The following is a 21,362-nucleotide window of genomic DNA, read 5'->3' as shown; positions in this document are numbered from 1 at the left end:
GTATATCCTCGGCGGTGATCTATGAGTGCCGCTGCACCCTGTGATGAATTCTTGGAAGCCCTCGTCCGCCGACCGACGAACTTCCTATAAAGTTATTTGTCAGCTACTTGGTTCTTATTTTTACGTAATGCGAGTAGCTTAACGGTCGTCCGACATTGTGGCGTGCAGCACTTCCGAGGCGGTGGTTCTTCCACTAAGCACCTTACGGATGCCGTCCTCACGCATGGTGCGCATTCCCAACTCCCGTGCACGACGACGCAACTGCGGCGTGCTCAAGTTTTCGTTGATCATGTGGCGCACCTGGTCGTCCACCTTGAAGATCTCAAATGCACCCATCCGGCCCTTGTAACCTGAATTGCGGCAGCGGTCACAACCGCAGGCACCCATCACGTCGGCGCTGGCAAGTTGGGCGGCATCCACGCCCAGACCGCGGATCTCAGCCTCCGTCAGCACAGCCGGCTGCTTGCAGTGCTCACAAAGCTTACGCACCAGACGCTGGGCCAGCACCGCACGCAACGAACTCGCAATAAGGAACGGCTTCACCCCAATGTCATCCAATCGGGCAATCGCACTCGGTGCATCGTTAGTGTGCAAAGTCGAGAATACCAAGTGACCGGTCAACGAGGCGTTGATCGCGATGTTAGCTGTTTCCGCATCACGAATCTCACCAATCATGATGATGTTCGGTGCCTGACGCAGAATCGAACGTAGTGCAGCGGAGAAGTCCATACCGACCTCATCCTTCACCTGCACCTGGTTGATCCCGGAGAGCTGGTATTCCACCGGATCTTCCACGGTGATGATCTTACGGTCCGGCTGGTTGATGTGGTTCAAGCAAGCGTAAAGCGTGGTGGTCTTACCGGAACCGGTCGGACCAGTCACCAGCAAGATCCCGTCCGGAAGGCCGATGAAGTTCTCCCAGGCCTCCTGGTCATCACTAAAGAAGCCAAGCTGAGGCAAACCAATCGAAAGGTTGCTCTTGTCGAGAATACGCATCACCACACTCTCACCGTGGTTGGTCGGAATGGTAGACACACGCAAGTCGAGGTCGGTCTCGCTCATCTTGAGCTGAATCCGGCCGTCCTGAGGCAAGCGCTTCTCGGCGATACTCATGGAGCCGGTCATGATCTTGATCCGGCTGATCATCGCCGAAAGCAACTTGCGCGGGTGGCTCGCCACTTCGTGCAACACACCATCAATACGATAACGCACACGCACGCTGCGCTCGAGTGGCTCGATGTGAATATCGGACGCACGCACCTTGAAGGCATCTACCAAAATCTCGGAGACCATCTTGATCACCGGAGCGTTGTCGCTGTCGTCGCTCTCACCGCTGATCAACTGATCAAGGCTCTGGCTCTCACCGCCACCACCTACATTAAACAAATCCGTCAGCATCTGATTGATCGCAGACGGCGCGGCACACCAGAAGTCCACCTCCTTGGACAACACGTGCGGCAATGAATCAAGCACCTCGAAATCAAACGGATCAGGAATCGCAACTACCAGTCGATCGGAATCCACTCCCAGAGGCATCACTTTGTAACGCTCGGCCACCTCGGTATCCATCAGGTGCACCACGTTCGGGTCAATCGTCGTCTCCGCCAGATCCACAAACGGCATCGAAGCTTCCTCGGCGCACAACTGCGCCACCTCTTTCTCGGAGACCAACCCTTTCTCGATCAATCCGTCGAGTGCTGTGTTCCGCCCCTTGGCGGCAGCCGTCGCCTCATCAATATCTAACTGGCTGACTCGTCCAGAATCACGGAGCAAGTCGATCAAAAAGTCGTCGTTGGAATACACGGGGAATGTTTTTGTTTCAGGGTATACAAGAACGTGGATCGAGTGCCTTGGAAATACGCCCTCCACGGGGATCTCCATCGCTCAGCACCCGACGCGGGAGCCCCGAGACTGCTTAGCTCAGGGCAAGATGTCAACCCTTGTGAACAAAATCTTTTGAAAGATTTTCACCGCCCAAATGCAGCCGAAAATCAATCAGCAATACAGCACAGATCGCCACATCACAGGCAACCCCGTGACAACGAACGGATCATACCTGCAAGAGCGTGGAAAGTCTCCCCACTCCTAAATCTCACTCCCCTTGAGGCACTTCGTTGAATCGAATCACCTGCTCACCCGGCTTCTGCAAATTCAAGCGATCACGAGCCACCACTTCGAGATACCCGTCATCATAGCGCAGGCGCTCGGTGACACGCTTCTCTTTCGCCGCCTGTGCTCGCAACTCCGCACATTCCTTCTCCACTTCGGCCAACGCCTGCTTGCTGCGCTCGTCCGCCTCGCGCTTCGGTAAAAAACGAGCCACCCCAAGGGCAATACATCCCACCACCAGCGCAAACTTGGCAATCCCCCACAAATAACCCCATACAGCACCTCCGGAACGTCGGCGCACTCCGCCAATCGCTCCTGATCTGTCTCGTCTCCTGTTGCTGCTCGCCATGTGCTGAAATCTAGGGAATCCGCTGAGACTAGTCAACTTATCTTAAGGAGTGCCTTCATAAATCACTCCCCGTCAGCCACCGGCACCAGCCAACCCAACGACTCGCCCCCATTTTCTGATTTCCATCTGGCTGCTTTTGATTTACTGTTCATTTGAACATATTTAAATCATGCAGCAAAAGCGCGCCATCTTAGACCAACTCCGCTCCACCCTCGGTGAGCGCTTCCCAATGGCACGCCATCAAGTCGACCACACACCAGCCCCTCCAACCAAAACCGCTGAACTCAATGCGCAGCAACTGCCCGCCAGCTGCCTGATCGAATGCAGCACGGCAGCGCAAAAAGCCACATCGCCCGTCCCTTCAGGCCACGGACTCGCCATCGCCGCGCTGCTCGCCACACATACCCAAGTCCCCGCGCCTTTGCCTCACACCGTTCTTGTCGATGCGGCAGACCATTTCAACCCGGCTTCTTATCCACCGGCTCAACTTGAACGCACTCTGTGGCTTCGTTGCCACTCCGCCACGGAAGCCATCAACGCCTGCGACATCGTCCTGCGCGACCCCAACCTTCCACTAGTCATCGCCGACTTCAGCCTCACCCAGCCTGCCGAACTGCGCAAGATCCCCATCACCCTCTGGTACCGCCTGCGCCGACTCATCGATGACTCAGGCTGCTCCGTCGTGGCCCTCACGCCACAGCCTCTCATCCCCGCTGCCACCCAACGCCTGACCATCAGCCCGCCTCACGGGATCGACCACGATCTCCACCACCGCAGCGAGCTTCTCACCACCCCGTGGCTGGAATCCCAAGCCGCCACCACCCAACCCGCTCTCCGCGCCTGATGGGACACGCGGAAATCCGCCACCGCTGGTGGGTCGGTCCCGCAAACGCAGAATCGACATCCCAGCCCAGGATCGCCGCGACCTAGCCACCATTTCAGATTCCCCATTTCAAATCTCCCATTTCTCCCGCTCCCCATGTTTGCCGCGATTCATATCCCGCAACTCCCCCTTGTTGTCCGGATCCACACCGAATCCGATTGGGACGATCACCACCGCCCCGTGCTCCTCGACCAACCAGTCGTCCTGCTCAACCTGGACGACCCCGAATCCACCACCGAGCGCCAACGCGACCGCGCCCACGTCCTCCACGCCAATGACTTCGCCCACACTCAATTTGGCATCGAGCCCGGTATGACCACCACCCGCGCGCTCGCCCGCTGTCCCGACGAACTCATTCTCTTCACCCGTCGCCCCGACCTCGAAAAAGAAACCCATCTCGCCCTGCTGGCCGCCGCCAACGATCTTTCTCCCGACCTGGAATCCACCACCACCGGCTCCGTCATTGCCGACCTCTCCACCCTGCCCGACGCCCTGCGCTCCCCGCGCGATTGGACCACCCACGCCATCGACTCCGTCCTCGCCCGCCTCGGACTACCCATCCACCTGGCCATCGCCACCACACCGGATCTGGCACTGCTCGCCGCCACCGCGGGCCCGCCATTGGCCACGACCTACAATCCATACCAACAACGCACCCCCCAAGCAGCAGCCGTTACCAATCCCTCGGAATTCTCTCCCATTCCCATCAGCCACCTACCAGGTCTCCTGGAATACTGTGGCATTCCATCCGATACCGCTGCCGAACTCACCTCGCTCTTTCTCTCATGGGGGCTGCGCACGATCGGTGACTTCACCGCCCTCCCACGCACCGGTCTCGCCGACCGTCTGGGCAGCGCCGCCGCCTGGCTTCACGACACACTGACCGCACGTCACTGCCGCTTGCTGAAGCTTTTCCATCCGGCGGACTCCCTAGCCCGTCACACCGACCTCGAGTTCCCCATCCACGACACAGAACCTCTACTCTTCCTGCTCGGGCGCATGCTCGGCACCGTCTGCGCCCGCCTCGAATCCTCCCACCAGCACGTTGCCCAACTCCACCTGGCACTGCACTACGAGTCCGCCCAACGCCCGCCATACGAACACACCATCAACCTCCCCGAACCCACCGCCAACCGCAGCCACCTACTCGACGCGCTCCATTACCACCTCGAATCCTTCACCGCCTCTGCTCCGATCAGCGGCGTCACACTCGACGCCACACCCGTTGTCCGCTCTGCAAAGCAACAACAACTCTTTGAGCGAGCCCTCAAGGATCCAGCGCGCTTCGCCATCACCCTGACCAAACTCGAAGCACTCCTCGGTAAAGGCCGCATCGGCGCTCCCGTCACCGACAACAGCCACCGCCCCGACACCGCGTCCGCGTGCCCCTGGTTCCTCCATCAGCCGGCTATGAAACAACCCGAGCTCACCCCCGAAATGACCTGCGGCATCCCCCTGCGCCGCTTCCGTCCGCCCATCCCTATCACCGTCGCCACCGAATCCACGCCCAATTCACCACACCCGGTTCCCACCGCCGTCCTATCCGGCCCCGTCACAGGCGCCATCCGCGCCCGCCGCGGCCCCACTCTCATCTCCGGCCACTGGTGGGACCCAACCTCCCGCTGGCACCACACCGAATGGGACGTCGAACTCCCACGCCAATCCCTCGTCCGCATCACACACCACAACCACCAATGGCACCTCGCCGGCACCTACTAACGGACTGGAGGTTGGTTACTGGTTACTGGGGATCTGGGGTCGGTTACAGAAAATCGGAAATCCCCGCCTACCCCACCTAAAACATAAAACCTAACCACCTAAAACCACCCGTCCACCACCCACTGAAAACTGAAATCTGAAAACTAGCAAACTTAACCCCAAATGCTCCACACCCGCAGTGCCTTTTCCTTTCTCCGCGGAGCCAGCCAGCCCGAAGCTCTCGTCGCCCGCGCCGCGGAGCTCGGTCACCCCGCCATCGCCATCGCCGACCACGATGGCTTTTTCGGGTCGCCCCGTGCCCACCGCGCGGCAAAGGCACACGGCATCCGCGCCATCGTCGCCACCTCGGTAACCCTGCCAGACGGCACCCATCTGCCGCTCATCGCCCGCACCCGCACCGGCTACCAATCGCTTTGTCAGTTTCTCAGCCGCCACCATCTGAGCGACCCTCTGGACCGCCCGCACCACGACCTCGCCACGCTTACTCCAGAAGGCATCACTTGTCTCAGCGGCGATGCCGACGGACCAATCCAACGCGCCCTCGCAGCTAACAACAAGGAGCGCGCCCTCCAACTCGCAACTCAGCTGCGCGACCACTTCGGCCGCGAACACTTCTTCATCGAACTCGTCCGCCACCACATCCGCGGAGAAGACCGCACCATCCGTCTGCTAACCGATTTGGCAGACCACTTGGGCGTGCGCACCGTCGCCTGCAACGCACCGCTTTTCGCCAGCCCGGCCGAGCGCCTGCTCGGCGATGCCTTCACCTGCCTGCGCCACCACACCACACTCGACCAAGCGGGCCGTCTGCTTGCCGCCAATTCACAACGGCACATCAAGTCTCCGCAACAAATGGCCGCGCTCTTTGCCGACCACCCGCACGCCATCGACAACCAACGCCGCATCATCGACAGCGTCGAGTTCGGGTTCGAATCGCTCGGCTACCGCTTCCCCTCACTGCCCGATGCCCGCGGCAACCCTCTGAGCCCAAATGAAGAAGCCACCGAACTACGACGCCGCGTCTACGCCCACCTGCGCTCGCGCTTCCAGCCGCTGACGCGACGCGTCAAATCCCAGATCGAGCACGAGCTCAAACTCATCCGCCAGCTCGGGTTCTCCGGCTACTTTCTCATCGTCCACGAGATCGTGCAGTTTGCCCGCGGCGAGGGCATTCTGTGCCAGGGACGCGGCTCGGCCGCAAACTCCGCTGTCTGTTATGCACTCGGCATCACCAGCGTCGACCCCGTCAACAACGGCCTCCTTTTTGAGCGCTTCTTATCAGAGAACCGCCAGTCCTGGCCGGATATCGACATCGACTTCCCATCGGGTGCCCGCCGCGAATCGGTCATCCAACACGTCTTCAACCGCTTCGCCCCACGCGGTGCGGCCATGACCGCCAATGTCATCACTTACCGCGCCCGCTCCGCATTCCGCGAAATGAGCAAGGTGCTCGGGTTCCCGGAATCCATCGCCAACCGCTTCGCGGAAATGGCATCGTCCCCGCGCGCCGAAGATCTGGGGCCCGGCAACGTTCCGCCCACCGCCGAGGATCTCGCCGCTGCACGCCACGAACACTTGGTCGCTACCATCGCCACCGCCGGCATCCCGCCAGAACACCCACGCCACCCCGCACTACTGCGCCTGCTCGACCAAATCCACGGCCTCCCACGCCACCTCGGCCAGCACTCCGGCGGCATGATCATCTGCGACCAGGGACTCGACTCCATCGTCCCGCTCCAGCCCGCCACCATGCCCGGCCGCACGGTCGTCCAATGGGACAAAGACGACTGCGAAGACCTAGGCATCGTAAAAGTCGACCTGCTCGGCCTCGGCATGCTCGCAGCCATGCAGGACACACTCACCCTGTGCCAACAACGCGGCCGCCCGGTCAACCTCGCCACCATCCCCAAGGACGACCCAAAAACCTACCAACTCCTCTGCGCTGCCGACACCGTTGGCACCTTCCAAGTCGAATCCCGCGCGCAGATGGCCACGCTGCCAGTCCTGCGCCCCGCCTGCTTTTACGACCTCGCCATCCAGATCGCCATCATCCGTCCCGGACCGATTGTCGGCGACCTCGTCCATCCTTACCTCAACCGACGCAATGGCTACGAACCGGTCAGCGTCGTCCACCCGGAATTCGAACCCATTCTACGCCGCACGCTCGGGGTGCCGTTGTTCCAGGAACAAGTCCTCAAGATGGCGATGATCGTCGCCGGATTCGATGGCTCGGAAGCCGACCACTTGCGCCGTGCCATGGGCTTCAAGCACTCGGATGACCGCATGATCGCCATCACGCAAAAGCTGCGCGACCGCATGACCGAACGCGGTATCGACGAGCCCACGCAAAAGCAAGTCATTGACTCCATCGGCTCGTTCGCCCACTACGGATTCCCCGAATCGCACGCCATTTCCTTCGCCCTCATCGCCTACGCATCGTGCTGGCTCAAAGCCCACCGCACCGCCGAGTTCTACACCGGGATCATCAACAACCAACCGATGGGCTTTTACAACGTCAACACTCTGATCCAAGACGCCAAACACCACGGACTCCGCGTGCTCCCCCCCTCGGTCGTCGATAGCGAAGCCCTCACCACTGTCATCGACCACCAATCCATCCGCCTCGGCCTCAACCGCATCCGCAGTCTCGGCCGCGATGCCATTGAACGCATCCTCCACTGCCGCGCCGCAGCCCCATTCACGTCGGTGCAGGATTTCGCCAACCGCACAGGACTCCACAAAAACGACCGCCGCCAACTCGCCAAAGCCGGCGCACTCAACCCACTACCCAACGCCGGCCACCGCCGCGCCGCCCAATGGCAGGTCGAACTTCCACTCGCCCAGGGCATGCTCGCCTTCGCCGAACCTACCCCCAGCCCGCCACCACTCCCCGCCATGGACGCCAGCGACCGCCTCAACGCCGACCTCGAAACCCAGGGCCACAGCGTCGGCCCGCACCCCATGGCCATCTGGCGACGCAACACCTCACAACCACCAGTCGCCACATCCGCCACGCTCCAACACATGCCCCACGGCCAACCCGTTACCACCGCAGGCATGGTTATCTGTCGCCAGCGCCCCGGCACCGCCAACGGTCACTGCTTTGTCTCGATGGAAGATGAGTTCGGTATCATCAATCTCTTCATCCCCGCCAAAACCTTCCAACAACTGCGCCTCACCATCACCGGCGAGCGCTTCCTCCTCGCCCGTGGCCTCGTCCAAATCAGCGAAGGCAATGTCCGCACCATCCTCACCAAACAACTCCACCCCCTCGACGCCCCAACCACCACCGCCCCCAGATCCCACGACTTCCACTGATCCCCCCCCCGGACCGCCGGTCTCCGGTCCGGCCAACAAAACCACCGGAGCGCAGCGACCACTCTCCCCCTAAAACCTAACCACGTAACAACGTAAAACCGCCCACTCCGCCGAGATGCCAGACACGCAAGAGCCCCCAGATCACCAGAGGGCTCTCTATTTTCTACCCATGCGTCAACAGCTTCTCTCCGAACAGAATCACAACCGCTAGCGCCATGAAAAGCAGCGCCATGGCGAACTTCACCTTGGCCGTATGGTTCTTCTGGAAGGAGATCAGAGAAGCACTGGTCATGCCGCGATAGGCGAGCACGAAGATCACCAGCAGCGGCAGCACAAAGGCCAGGTTGTAGAGCAACAGATAAGCCACGGCATCGGCTTGTCCCTGTTGGATTTGGAAGATGATCGGCGCGTAGACCTGGCCGGTACAGGCCAGTTCGAGGAAGGAAATCAGAATCCCGGAAACAAATGCAGCCACCACGTAGTTGCGGGCGCGGGCGCGGTCTCGGATGACCGAGCGGATCCGCTTTTTGAGGAAGCCTGGCAGTTGCAAGCTCATGTCATCGAGCGCGCCACGGCGGGCCTTGATCGCATCGCGCATACTCATGACAGCCACCAGCAAGGCAAACCCGGCGAAGACATACGTCATCGTGCTCTTGATCCAGCGGAAGCTTTCCAGGTTGTTGAGGTAGTCCACCAGCGAGTGGAAGACCAAGCCCACTGCAAAGTAGGTGAGGAAGATCGCAATGATGAACGCGCCTCCAACCAACAAGATCTCCCGCGGCGAACGGCGCGCCACCTGCAGGTACGACAGGAAAAAGATGATGGTGGCGAAGGCGCATGGGTTCACGCCATCGACCAAGCCGGCACCCAGCACCAAGGGCAGCGTCAGGTTGGAGAACGACTCGTCCATCGCCACCTTGGCCTCAGCCATGGCTTGGTCGCCAATCTGATACCAATGCGCGTCATCCGGCATCTCCATGGTACGGGCTAACAGTTGCCCCAGATCCTGAGGTTTCACCGCGGGAGCGATTGCCGCACCGCCCTGGGTAAAGACCGATGGAGCCTTGCCGGCGCCGCTGACCTCAAACGAGTTGCACAGCGCCTGATTGAGCAATGTGTTCTCCTGCTGGAGGATGTTGCGGCGGTCGATCTCCATCAGCGGGAAGTCCGCCTTCATCGACTCGAGCAATGCTTCCGCTTTCTCACACTCACGGCAACCCGGCTTGTAGAAGACAACGACCCGCAACTGCTGACGCTCCGCTACCTCCTCATCCGCCACCTCGATGTGCTGCGGTTCGTCACCGGCTTCGTTCGCTTTCACCAACGACTCAAAGTCATTGAATGACGTCCCTTCGTCAGAAGCAAAATGAGCCATCACCTTGGGCAAGGTCGATGAGCTGATCCGATCCAAGTTGGCATATACCAGCAACGGGCGCATGCCTTTGCCCATCGACCGGTAATTATCCTCCAACAAATCCCCCAATCGGTCCGGCACGTCGGCGACCTTGGGTTGCTTGGCAATGAGACGCAACATGGCATCAAGATCGACCGATTGCCGCAGGCTGAGCAGCGCGAACCACGACTCAAAGCGCACCTGTTCATCCGGATCGTTCGCGGCCAGGTTCCTCAGGGCGGACACCAGCTCAGGTTCAAGCGCCCGCCGATTGCGCCTCGATGAGTAAGAATTAGAATGAGTTTGGTAGGAATTGTCCGAAAAATAATGCACCCAGCCTTTCCCTTCCATCAAGGCTCCCGGCAACGCGGCCCGCACCCGTGGCGACTCATCCTTTAGCAAGCGATCTACATTGGCCGCAGTCCAGCGGGTGTCCGCCGATGCCAGTGAGAACCAAGCCGCGCGCCGCACCCATTGATCGGGGTCGCGGGTGAAGCCCTCCAACAGTTCAACTCCATCGATTCCCATGCTATGGCGGATCCCAATTAGGGCGAGAATCGTGAGCTCACGCCGGCTCGACTCCGAGCGCAACACACCGCGCGTCCACGACTTCATACGCAGCTTTCCACCTTGCTGCCGCCCGAGCCGCCCGAGCCGCTCAAAGTCATAGCCGTAGAGATCCTCCGCGCTCAACTTGTCGTCCGCCGTCACCTGGTCCAGAACCTCGCTCACCAGCAGCGGATTCTCATCCGCAGCGATGGCACGGCTCACCGCCTTCGATCGCACGTCCGCAACGGTGTCGGCAAACATCTTACGGAACAACGGCAGCGCCGCCTCAGAATCCGGCGAGTACAACCGCTCGGCCACCAAAATCCGACGGCTCACCGGATAGTCCTCGAAGCCCTCCGCCAAAAGCTCATAACCGCGGTCATCTTCATGGCGCGCTAACAACAACGCCGAGCGGAACGCGATCTCATCGTCCTCGGAGTGCGTCGCGATCTCAGCCACCCGGTCGCGCAGCGCCTGCAGTGCCGCCGACGATGCCGGACGACTGCGCGCCACCGCCGGTGCAACTTGGGCGCGACCCAGCGGTTTCAAAAACGCATCGTAAAGCGGGTCGAGCGACGTCTTCACACTCGGATCGTACACCGGCATCTGAAACGACGACGAGTACGAGCGGCTGCGCTTTTCAAGATCCAAGTCACCGATCACAGCGAGCAACTTCTCCTTCACTCCCGAGTCGAGCGCATCCTGTACCGCCTGCACTACAAAATCGTGCTGCAGCTTGTCTTTGTCGTCCCCGATCACCCGCAGCGCGGCACAGGCCACGTCCAGATTTTCATGGCGGGTAAACTCCGCCAGCATCTTGAGCACCACCACATCCTCACTACTCCCCACCATCCGCAAAGCACTCACGATCACATCAGCGTCGCGGCTCTTCACATGATCCATCATCTCCTGAGAGATCGGCAAACGCATCCGCAACATCGCCTTGAGCACGGTTCCCACCAGCGCGTCGTCGTTAAGTAACATCTGCTCAAGCTTTGGCGCCGCATCTCTCATCCGCATCGAGACCACCGCCTGGATCGCATACGAACGCACAAACTCATCCTCGTCCACGAGCAAACCGATCACCGCATCCTGAGCCTCTCCGATGCGAGCTGCAGCGACCAACTCGAGCGCCGCCGAGCGTACCCTCCAGCGTGGATCTTGTAACAACGCCACCACCGACGTCGAGGCATCCTCAGGAAGCTCTGCGCGCCGCGAGCTCGAGCTACTGAAAGGATCACTTCCACCACCCACAACACTCACCAAACTCTCCATCGCCGAGACGATCACATCCTCGTCCTCGTGAGTGAGATAACGGCACAACAACGGCACCGCCTCCGGTCCTTTGATCTTCTGCAACCGCCGCATCACCGCGTGGATCACATTCACATCCGTCTCCTGATCGAGGATCGGAGCCACCAGAGGGATCACCGACTTGCCACCAATGGCGAGAATCACGTCGACCGCGGTTTCTCGGATCAACGCGTCCTCCGCATTCACGAAGTCCCGTGCGATCGGGATCGCCATCACACCGCACTCTTGCAACGCTCCAAGCCCCTCGAGCTTCTGGTCGCGGTTGCCCTTGGACAATTGCCGGGCCACGACCGCTGCATTGCCCGCCGAAACACGTAACAAAACGAGTTGATACTGAGCCTGCTTCAAATCAAGCACGGCACCCGATGAAAGCTCCGGGTGATCGGTTAGAAACCGTTGGATCGCCGAAACCCCGGCCATCGCGTGCGGCTCAAGCATGCGCACCGCACGCCGCGCCCGCTCGCCGTCACCGGAAACGATGTCCCGCAGGTAGCCCTGCATCAGCTCGTCGGAAAGCGACGCACCTCCGATACGCACCAGGGAATCGTCCTCCGCCCACGCCTGCCATCTTGTCAGTGCTTCGCGGTTGGCGGGCGTTGTTTCCGTTTCCCCCGCTGCCATCCATGGGTTGTATCCAAAGTCGGCGCCTGCAGCCTCTTCCAGCAGCTCCAGTGCGCCGAGACGAACCACCAGCCGTTCGTCTTGCAACAACGCCACCAACTCGGACTTGGGAAACCTCTCAAGCCGCGCCATCGCCCGCTTGAGCTCGGCGCGCGATGCCGTATCACCGAGACGACTCACCGCATGCTGCCAGTCGGCGAACTCGCCCTCACCAGCGGCAATCCGGGCGACGGGCGATGCGGAGCCATCCACCGCAAAGGCGCCAAGAGAAGAAACACCCAGCCACGCGCCGACCAATGCGGCACGCGCAGCGGGAAAAATGGAAAACGAAGACGAAATCACCGAAGCGGATTGTGGTCAGGGGTTGGTTCCAATTAGTGGAGGATCGCGTAAGCGAGAATGTTTGCATTAACTCGGACCGAGTTAACAATTTCATTCCCTCCTCAACAACAACACCCCTCTGTATTGGAGGTGTCGTTCAAGCCATCGGATGCAAATGCCACGACCATCTTTCCGTTGAGGGTCACGCCTTGCATCTTGCCGGTTCCGCCGTGACTGAGTTTCAGGGTCTTCACCTTGAACACCGTGTTAAAAACCGGATGGTCCATCGCAATGTCCTCCAGCGCATCCGCACCGAAGATCCGCTTCACCTCGCGGCGGAAGGCATCGGCCCACGCACCATTGGAGCACCCCGGAGATGCCAGCATGAAGCCACCGTTTTCCAGATACTTCTTCAAGTTCTCGCGTTCCTTGGCTGTTAGGTTGAAATCTTCCTCGCCCGTCATGATCACAAACGGAAACTTGAACAACTCATCCGACGACAACTTTACCGGCTTGAACCGCCGCTCGGTGGAAATGCTCGTCTTCTGCTGAACTACCGTCAGGAACTCGTCGCTGAAACAACGCGAGGTCTTGGTCCCGGCGTAGATCAGGTTACCGCACTGCACCGCGCCCTCTTTGGCGGCTGCCGGCACCAGACCAACAGCCAGTAACAGCATGCTGGATATCAATGGTTTGATTCTCATACTCTAGTCCTTTTGGTTTTGATTCTGTGGAGCCTTCGCTCCCTTGTTCCGGCTCTCATCCGGAGAAAAATAACGTTTCACTGCGTCGCGGTACTTGTCGGGCACCGGCTCGTCGCGCAGTCCACCGGTTCCAGGCGAGCGGAACTCATCCACCACCACCTGGCTGTCGGGTTCTTCATCCCCCACCTCCGGCTTCAGACGGGCCCCGCCTCGCGACCTGTGCCCCGCGGCGCCGCCCGACGGGTTGCTCAAGTTCATCCGCTCCGGCCCGTAAACCGGAATGTCCGCGCCATTGCCCTGCACGGAAAACCCATCGCCACCAGCCCCGCCAGGACCACCGCCCGACTGCCCGGGCTTGGTTCCCTGACCGCTGCCATTCCCCGCCTTCGCCATCAACGCATCAAGCATCTGCTCCATGGTCGACTGCACGTCCGGCTTCACATTGAAGCTAGGTTTGTTCCCCTGGCACATCTGACAGAAACCATTCTCAGGCTGGTTCACCAATCGGTCCAACAACGACAACGCCAGCGTAGCGTTGACCAACGAGTCGCCCGATCTCCCACCCGCGGCGTGACGTGCCGCCGCGTCCATGGCGTCGGGAATCTCCAACGCCTCAAGTGCCTGAAGAAACTGACCGACCTCTGCCTGCATCGACGCATAGGTTGCCGGCAGCTCGTCCGAGCGTGCCTTCAGGTCAATGGCCAGCTGCATCAAGGCCTGGCGGTTGTTCTCTTGCAGGCGCGCCAGGTTATCCAACTGCGCGGCATTGTCGGTATTACCCTGAGCCAGCTCCTTGGCAATCCGCCCGATCCGCTCGACGAGCGACTTCTGGTTGTGGTGGATTTGTTTGAACTTTGCCGCCATTTCCATCACGCGGCCGGCGGCGCGTAGTTCTTCCGCATCCTGCACCACCCGCTCGACCGCCTGGTCCATCACCCCGAGCCGCTGCAGCATTGCCGACACAGCGGACGCATCCGGCATTCCGTCGGCGCCTGCGTTTACGAAATCGTCGAGGTTCTGATCCAACTTGGCAGCAAGTTGGTTGGCAATTTCACGCAGCCGTTCTTCCATCGCGAACGCTTCAAAGTCATTGCCCAAGTCGGACGCCACCTCGCGTGCCCGCGCTTGCATCGCCTGAGCTTGCTGCGCCAACTTCTTCAACTCCGCCTCACTAGCACCTTGGTTCATCGCGTCCTGCAACGCAGACAACGACTCCTTCGCGTCGCGCAAGGCTTGAGCCAACACACGATAGCGCGCGGTGAACTGCTCAAGCTTCATCTTCGCCCGCAAACGCTCGGCATACTCGTCCTCGCTGATGATGCGCACCCGTACCACTTCGGAAACCCCAACACCAAGTAACGACGGATTGCGATCAGCCGCTTCAAGATAGAACTCAAGTTCCTGCCCGGGTTCCACACCGACCTTCCCAAGATCAATCGGCTGACTCAGATCAAACACATTGGTCTCACCCACACCATCCACCGCATGCGCGCGGTCACGGAATCCAACCAAGGAACGGATCAGGTTCACTTTCGCCAAGCCGTGGTCGTCCTCCACCTCTCCCTTCAATGGCAACACACTGCGAGGAGTCGCCAACGCCATACGCTGCGGTGAGGAAATCGAGGCCACCGGTGCCAGGTCGGGAATCATCCGTACTTCCACATTCAACGGCGAGGCCATGCCCGTGCCGCGGATGTCCTCCACATCCACCACCGCATTGCCGGAACGATGAACGTCCCATTCGAAAGCGATCATCTGATCCCCAATCGACACGCCATCGACAAGCCCGGGAGTCGCCCCTCGCTCGGATCCTTCGGCGGATTCAAAAACCATCCTGCCACCTGCCAGTGGTCGGTTGCTCGCGACTTCCAACCGCAACGATCCACCCTCTTCCACCATCACCACCGCTTCATCCAGTGGGTACTCCCGGCTTTCCTTTCCGGTGTAGGCCGGCGGAGTGACCCTAACCCGAACACCGGAAAGCTTTGGCTGCATCAGCACGTCGAAGCCATACCAAGCACTACGCGCCTTGCCACAGGCGAACGAAAACTCAAATGGCTCGACCGTGTTCTCAAACTTCCGCGCGTAACTTCCACCCGCCTCACGATAAACCGGCAAACGATCCACCCGTTCACCAGCCCCACGACGCACCAAACACACGACATCACCATCAATCTCTCCGCCGCTGATGGTCACACCCACCACCGCCTCACCACCATACACTGCGGCCGGTTTGTCAGGAGTCACAGCAAAGCGCAACGGGCTGTATGGAGGCACGTCAGCATTGGGTGTCAGCACGCGGGCCGCCAACACCGACCACACGTCCGGCCGCAGATGGTGGAACGCAAAACCCGCCCCCACGACGACCGCCGTCACCAACGCGGCAACGGTCATCCCGCGCAACGACCACATCGCACGCCGAGGCAATGCTTCCAGCGCATCAGCAGCCGACTCCAAACTACGCTCCAGAAGATAGCGGTTCATCGGGCTCTCGGCTTCCTTTCCCTCCAGATCCACCGCAGCACTTGCGCGCATCCGAGAGTCCCCACTCATTTCATCCGCCAGCGCCGCCACATCACGCCGACGTGTTGCCAAGCCCCACCAGCAAACGCCAATCAGCGCAATGAACAAAGCCAATGCAATGCTCCAGTTGATCGCCACCCGGGCACCGGAAGACAAAGCATACACATAATCAACCGCCCCGTGCCCCGCGGCCATCAACAACACCGATAACAACAACAGAATCCCACCAAGGCACAATCGACCGATGCGACGGCGGCGGTGCAGTTGGTTAAGTCTGTGGGTGAATCGTGACATAGGAATAAGAACGCAGGGATTTGAAAGTGAGAGCGCAATAGCAGGATCTTACGCGGTGATCGGGAAAATCAGAGCAAGCCGTTGCGGCGGCGCAGGAACCACTCCGATCCTAGCAACAAGGTAAGCAGAACGGGTAACCACCAGAGCATCCAATGAGGGTGCCAAACCACCCCGCGGTCGCCGGCCACCACGTCGCCAGCCACCACGGAATCAGCAAGGAATTGATCGTAGCCATCGTGATCGATCAGCGCTCCACCCGTGGATTCGCACAAGGTGCGCAGGAACTCTGGGTCGGCACTCAACTCGTCGAGCTCGCCCACCGGTGGCGCAACGCTGACCAACACCTCGGGCGATGCCAGATCGCCGGCATCAAGCTTAAGGTAGTAGTTACCCGGCACGTCCGGAGTGAAGCTCGCGCTCCACGCACGGCGTCCCGATTCGCTCTTTTCCGCGGCGGGCTGGACGATCAATGGCTGACTCAATTGATCCGATTCCACCACCAGCTTGGGCTCAATCGACGCATCTCCACCACGGTAGCCGATACGCACCGCCACCGGATCCCCCGGCATCACAGAGTCGGAAGAAACCCGCAACGACAACTGCTGGCCCGGCAGGAATTCGGAGTACGAGAGCATCCAGTGGATCAGCTGCGTCCAGAACTCCTGGTACATGTTGCCCATGTCACGGGCTTCCGGATAGAAGTCCCACTTCCACAACCCGTCGGCATTGACCAGCCCGCTTACCCCTTGCCCGTAGCGACGCACCATCAACAGCGGGAACCGCGAACCGGAAACCTCGCCATGCGCCAACACACGGGTGAATGGCTTCACCCTGTCGATGCGGTGCGCATCTTTCAGATCGGGCAAACTTACCCACACCCGCGAATCCGCCGCAGGCAACGCCTCGCCAAACAACCCGGAAGCTTCACCATCGATTGATGGTTTCAAAGCAAACTCATTCGTGCTGCCCGCCGCCCATACCACCGGCTCGAGCGCTTCGATCTCAGGCAGGGATCCTGAATACGGCTTGGACCGCGCAAACAAAACCGCGCCCCCCTGGTCACGCACAAAACTCCGTAACAACGAAGCCACCTCCGGAGTGATGAAATGCTCCGAGTTCTTGCCGAACACAATCAAATCATAAGCTTCCAATTGCTCAGCGGTAGACGGAAAGCTGCTGCTGGCGTTTTCATGCGCCTCGGACTCGCCGCTCCCAACCGTGAACCATCGGCTGTCGCTGAGTCGGTGCACCGATTGCACGTCCATGTGGGGCTGACGCCGCAACAACTGCGCCAGGAACTTGCTGTCCCAGTAAGGAGCGCCTTCCGCCAAAAACACTTTCGCAGAGTCCTTCAAGACCCGCACCCGCACAGCCGAGCTGTTGTTATTCGTACGCTGATCTCCAGCAAGCGCATTCAACCGAACCGACCACAGCTTCGACTCGTCCGGCGCCTGAATAGCAAATGAGTGAACTGCGGTGTCGTTCGGCTCGATGACCACTTTCCCCTCCTGCATCACCTCACCCGCTTCATTGACCAACTCAATCCCAGCCTCGACGGCAGAGGCAAACCCGTACGAGCGCACCGCCACCGGGATCTGCAAGGTCTGCCCGGGAAATGCGGTCACCGTCTTGCGAACGACCAGCAGCTCCAAGTCGTCAACCACATGCGCGCCGCCGATCACTCTCCCGAAAAATGGCACCTTCATCGAGCGCGCACGCAGCGCGAAATCAGAGCGCTCAGGAGTCTTTGTTTGGCGGCCATCGCTCAGCACGACCACTCCGTCGAGCGGCTCACCGGCAGCGGCACAGGTTACCAGCAAGCTCTCGGCGCTGGTCATCAGGTCGGTGCCGTCTCCAGCTGCCACGACCTCATCCACGTCATCAGCAGCGGCGCGGCTATCTTGGTCGAACTCGACCACCCGCAGTGTGACCCCGGCCTCGTCCGCACGGGCTTGCAGTTGTTGCAAATCCCGCTGAGCGCTCTCAATCCGCTTCCCCTCGCCGTTCTCCACGTCCATCGACGCGGAAACGTCCATCATCACCGCCCAAACCGATGGCTGGTCGGCACTGACCTTGCGCCAGTCTCCAAAGTTGAACAACAACCCACACAACGCCATCAACGCCACCACGCGCATCACCACCAGCGTCCGACGCACACCACGCGGTGCTTTGGCGGCCGACCGCGAACACAACCACCCGCCCCCGATGACCAGCAGCAGCGTCAGCGGAACCAGATAGACCAATGAGAAAACCGGATTCATACAGGAAAAATTCAACCGTTCGAACGACTGCCAGGGGACCACAAACAAACCAAAGCCTCCGCAACCAACAACAATAACACCGCAGCAACCAGCCAAGGCCACAGGTCCACTCCGTCGCCCAAAGCAGCCCGCTGCAACAGCCCGTCGCGGTCTACCACCTCACCGCTTCCAATACCTGCAGGATCGACCAACCGCAGGTCCGATTCCGACGACGGGAAGGACGAGGCATTCTGCGCCAGCGACGCTCCGCCGGTCATCCATTGGAAGCGCGCGGGGTAAGCGGCGCGCTCCGCCACCATCCGCACACCACTCTGAGTCTGCTCGGACCGCAACTCCAACTCGTTGCCTCGGTCGTCTACCAATCGCACGGACTCCGCAGCTATCCCGTCCGGCAAAACCCAGCCCAACTCGCCCCCGACCGGAACCTCATGGCTCGTGACCACGCCCCGATTACGATAGCCCGCCAGCAGCTCGCCCATCAGCGGCACGAAAACCGACTGGTCACTCCACGTCCCCTTGCCCGATCCTAACGCCAGGTTCCATAAAATCACATAACCGCTACCAACCCGGCGCGCGGCCAACGCCGGCACTCCGTCGTCATAATCTGCCAAGCGCTCGAGATCCGCCGGCCACTCCTGCGGCAAGCGCCAACGCTCAAAAAAGTTCCCACCAAATGGGTTTCCGAACTCCCCGGAACGGAACAACTGAAACACGGGAAGGCCTTCACCGGCAGCGGCGATGCCCGCTTGCCAACCGCGCCGATCCGCCGCACGTCCGGAGTTCCCCTCCAAGGTCTCCAGTTCCATTGCCTGCGCACTCCGCGATCCGCCAGTCAGCCCTAACACGGCATCAATGGCACCGAGCGAACAACCAACACCCGGCTCCACCACTACGGTAGCCCCTTGCTCCGCAGCCTCTCTCAGCGACGCCGCATCACGACCATCCCAACCATGGACAAACCACAGCGCATCCGAGGCCCCGTCAAAACTCCCCGGCCCGTCCACTTGATGCTCCATCCATTCCAACGCGGACCCAAGCCGCGCCAATACCTGGACAGCGTCTTCGTTGAAACTGTGAGCCACCGAGCGCAGCGCCACCGGCGCCCCGACTTCGATCAAGGCATGCGCCACGTCGTCACCTGAGAAAGCGTCTTCACTGATCTCCGCCCGCACGGGCACCACCGCCGGTTCGCTGAAGCGGGTGGCAAACAGCGCCTCGCCCTCGCCCCAGGCTGCAAGCTCCATCACCTGCGACTGACGCCCGCCATTGACCTCGAGGAAAAGTGTCACGCGTTGCGGCGTGTCCGAATAGTTGTGCACTTTACACACCACCTTCACGTCCTCGCCCACTACAGGCTCGGCGGGAGCGCAAAAAATCCGGTCAATCGCCACGTTAGGCAGGTCGCTGTCACCCACCGCGACCTTGGTCAACTTCACGCCCGCCGGCACCTCCAGGCTCACATTTTGCCACGCGGATTTCTGGAAGTCCGACACCACCACCAACTGGCGATCTCCCGCAAGCTGGCTCAGTTGCGCAGCCGCAAGATCCACGGCTTGTTTGATCGCTCCAGCCTCGGCGCTCACGGCCTGCCGGTGGATGCTGTCGACCAAGAACTCCACATTCACCCCGGGCTGAGGGAACACAGCATCCGGCGTGGCGTCGAGCCAGACGACATTCACGCGGTCAAAGTCATCGCTCGCCAACCATTCGGCGGCTTGGGCACACGCACTGGCAAACCGGCTTGAAACCCCGTCCCGCCCGGCCATCGACGCCGATCGGTCGATCACCACCACACAATGACGCTCGGCCGCCGTATCAGCGTCGCCATAAGTTAACAACGGACGCAGGAATGCCGCCACCAGCGCCGCAACCGCCAAGGTGCGCAATAACAAAACCAACCAGTCCTGCGGCTTTCGCACCCGCGCCGACTTCTTGACAATCCGACGCAAAAACGCCGTGTCGGAAAACTCAAAGCGCTTCGGATTACTGCGGGCAAACAAATGCACGAGCACAGGCAACGCGACCAAAAGCGCGAGCCAGAGCCAGGAAAAGTTTGCCAGGAGAAGTTGCATCAGAATGGGGTGTCGGAGGTTGATTCAATGAGCGCTTCCGGGTTAGCGCAATCGGTCGAGCAGCGAGAACCAGCTGTCCGTGGTTTCTGCCAGCGTGTAGTCCACCGCACGGGATACCGCCAACCGCCGCATCGTCGCCACGTGGTCGTTGATCCCATCGCGCCAGGCTTCGCTCAAGCTGCCGGTATGAACGACCAGGTTCTCCCGTGTTTCCAAATCAACGAAACGCGCCAACCCACGATCGGGCAGCGTCCGCTCGGCTGGGTCGAGCACGTGGAACAAATGCACGCGAAACCCACGGTGGAGATAGGGGCTGAGCGCCTCGAAAATCTCCTGCGGCTCGTCGAAAAAGTCGGATACCACCACCAGGGTCCCCTTGCGCTTGAGCAATGGCTGCGCCTTGCGCAATGCCTCTGCCACCGAGGTCTTGTTACCCGGTTGGTTGTGCTCCAGAGCGGTCAGCAATTGGTGCAGATGACGCCGGGTAGATCCTGGTTCGATGAACGTGCGGATCTGATCGTCAAACAACTGCAAGGAAACGCGGTCGTTCTTCGACGCCACCAGCCAACTCAGGCAAGCAGCAAAAAACGACGCATACTCCAACTTGGTCAGCGGCCCGTCGTGCTGAAAGCCCATCGACGCCGAGCTGTCGACAAACACATGGCACTCCATGTTGGTTTCCTGCTCGAAGGTCTTGAGATAATGGCGGTCGGTGCGCGCGAAAACCCGCCAGTCCACCAGCGCGGGGTCGTCGCCCGGCACGTACTGGCGGTACTCGTGGAACTCAATCGACGCGCCCCGTTCTTTCGAGCGGTGGCGGCCGGAGAGATACCCCTCGACCATCGCCTTCACGCCGAACTCGTAGTGAGCCAGTCGTTTGACGTCCTCGGGACGAAGGAATTTGTAACGGGAGTCCTGCATCGTCTAACGCA

The 21,362-nt window shown here is 60.4% G+C and carries 11 protein-coding genes; 3 read left to right on the top strand and 8 right to left on the bottom strand.

The features are described 5' to 3' along the window. Window positions 1-138 precede the first annotated feature (138 nt). Together G3M56_RS08745 and G3M56_RS08740 are read right to left on the bottom strand one after the other, a co-directional pair. Entirely contained in the window at window positions 139-1,803 is a 1,665-nt protein-coding gene (locus G3M56_RS08745) for a GspE/PulE family protein (protein ID WP_164363454.1), read from the bottom strand. Window positions 1,804-2,092: 289 nt separating this feature from the next. Then, window positions 2,093-2,410 carry a septum formation initiator family protein gene (locus tag G3M56_RS08740; RefSeq protein ID WP_164363456.1) on the bottom strand — a complete coding sequence of 106 codons (318 nt, stop codon included), beginning with the start codon at window positions 2,408-2,410 and terminating at the stop codon, window positions 2,093-2,095. 217 nt (window positions 2,411-2,627) lie between these two features. On the opposite strand from G3M56_RS08740, the gene G3M56_RS08735 reads away from it, so the two are divergent. From G3M56_RS08735 to G3M56_RS08725, 3 genes are all read left to right on the top strand, one after another. Next, window positions 2,628-3,302 (top strand): hypothetical protein, encoded by a 675-nt coding sequence (locus G3M56_RS08735; protein WP_164363458.1) that lies wholly within the window; start codon window positions 2,628-2,630, stop codon window positions 3,300-3,302. A gap of 135 nt (window positions 3,303-3,437) precedes the next feature. Continuing rightward, entirely contained in the window at window positions 3,438-5,060 is a 1,623-nt protein-coding gene (locus tag G3M56_RS08730; protein WP_164363459.1) for a DNA polymerase Y family protein, read from the top strand. A gap of 162 nt (window positions 5,061-5,222) precedes the next feature. After that, a complete protein-coding gene (locus tag G3M56_RS08725; protein WP_164363461.1) occupies window positions 5,223-8,378 on the top strand; it encodes a DNA polymerase III subunit alpha in 3,156 nt (1,051 codons plus the stop codon). Between the two features lie 163 nt (window positions 8,379-8,541). On the opposite strand, the gene G3M56_RS08720 is transcribed toward G3M56_RS08725, so the two are convergent. From G3M56_RS08720 to G3M56_RS08695, 6 genes are all read right to left on the bottom strand, one after another. Further along, window positions 8,542-12,597, bottom strand: coding sequence for a HEAT repeat domain-containing protein (locus tag G3M56_RS08720; RefSeq protein WP_164363462.1), 4,056 nt, complete (start codon window positions 12,595-12,597; stop codon window positions 8,542-8,544). Between the two features lie 101 nt (window positions 12,598-12,698). Then, a complete protein-coding gene (locus tag G3M56_RS08715; RefSeq protein WP_164363464.1) occupies window positions 12,699-13,280 on the bottom strand; it encodes a DUF4159 domain-containing protein in 582 nt (193 codons plus the stop codon). A 3-nt stretch (window positions 13,281-13,283) separates the two neighbouring features. After that, window positions 13,284-16,097, bottom strand: a complete 2,814-nt coding sequence (locus G3M56_RS08710) for a DUF4175 domain-containing protein (RefSeq protein ID WP_164363466.1) — start codon at window positions 16,095-16,097, stop codon at window positions 13,284-13,286. 68 nt (window positions 16,098-16,165) lie between these two features. Further along, complete coding sequence (locus G3M56_RS08705) at window positions 16,166-18,358, bottom strand: hypothetical protein (protein ID WP_164363469.1); 2,193 nt, start codon at window positions 18,356-18,358, stop codon at window positions 16,166-16,168. 11 nt (window positions 18,359-18,369) lie between these two features. Next, window positions 18,370-20,430: a BatA domain-containing protein gene (locus G3M56_RS08700; protein WP_164363471.1), complete on the bottom strand. Its 2,061-nt coding sequence runs from the start codon at window positions 20,428-20,430 to the stop codon at window positions 18,370-18,372. A gap of 42 nt (window positions 20,431-20,472) precedes the next feature. Continuing rightward, window positions 20,473-21,351, bottom strand: coding sequence for a DUF58 domain-containing protein (locus tag G3M56_RS08695; protein WP_164363473.1), 879 nt, complete (start codon window positions 21,349-21,351; stop codon window positions 20,473-20,475). Window positions 21,352-21,362: the final 11 nt, after the last annotated feature.

This window comes from Sulfuriroseicoccus oceanibius (assembly GCF_010681825.2).
Classification (GTDB): domain Bacteria; phylum Verrucomicrobiota; class Verrucomicrobiia; order Verrucomicrobiales; family SLCJ01; genus Sulfuriroseicoccus; species Sulfuriroseicoccus oceanibius.
Note: the sequence above shows the minus strand (reverse complement) of the source record. Positions and strands in the feature narration are given on the sequence as shown.

Coding starts and splice junctions, on each gene's coding strand:
- G3M56_RS08725 (WP_164363461.1), top strand. CDS start 5,223: ATGCTCCACACCCGCAGTGCCTTTTCCTTTCTCCGCGGAGCCAGCCAG.
- G3M56_RS08710 (WP_164363466.1), bottom strand. CDS start 16,097: ATGTCACGATTCACCCACAGACTTAACCAACTGCACCGCCGCCGTCGC.
- G3M56_RS08705 (WP_164363469.1), bottom strand. CDS start 18,358: ATGAATCCGGTTTTCTCATTGGTCTATCTGGTTCCGCTGACGCTGCTG.
- G3M56_RS08695 (WP_164363473.1), bottom strand. CDS start 21,351: ATGCAGGACTCCCGTTACAAATTCCTTCGTCCCGAGGACGTCAAACGA.
- G3M56_RS08730 (WP_164363459.1), top strand. CDS start 3,438: ATGTTTGCCGCGATTCATATCCCGCAACTCCCCCTTGTTGTCCGGATC.
- G3M56_RS08735 (WP_164363458.1), top strand. CDS start 2,628: ATGCAGCAAAAGCGCGCCATCTTAGACCAACTCCGCTCCACCCTCGGT.
- G3M56_RS08715 (WP_164363464.1), bottom strand. CDS start 13,280: ATGAGAATCAAACCATTGATATCCAGCATGCTGTTACTGGCTGTTGGT.
- G3M56_RS08700 (WP_164363471.1), bottom strand. CDS start 20,430: ATGCAACTTCTCCTGGCAAACTTTTCCTGGCTCTGGCTCGCGCTTTTG.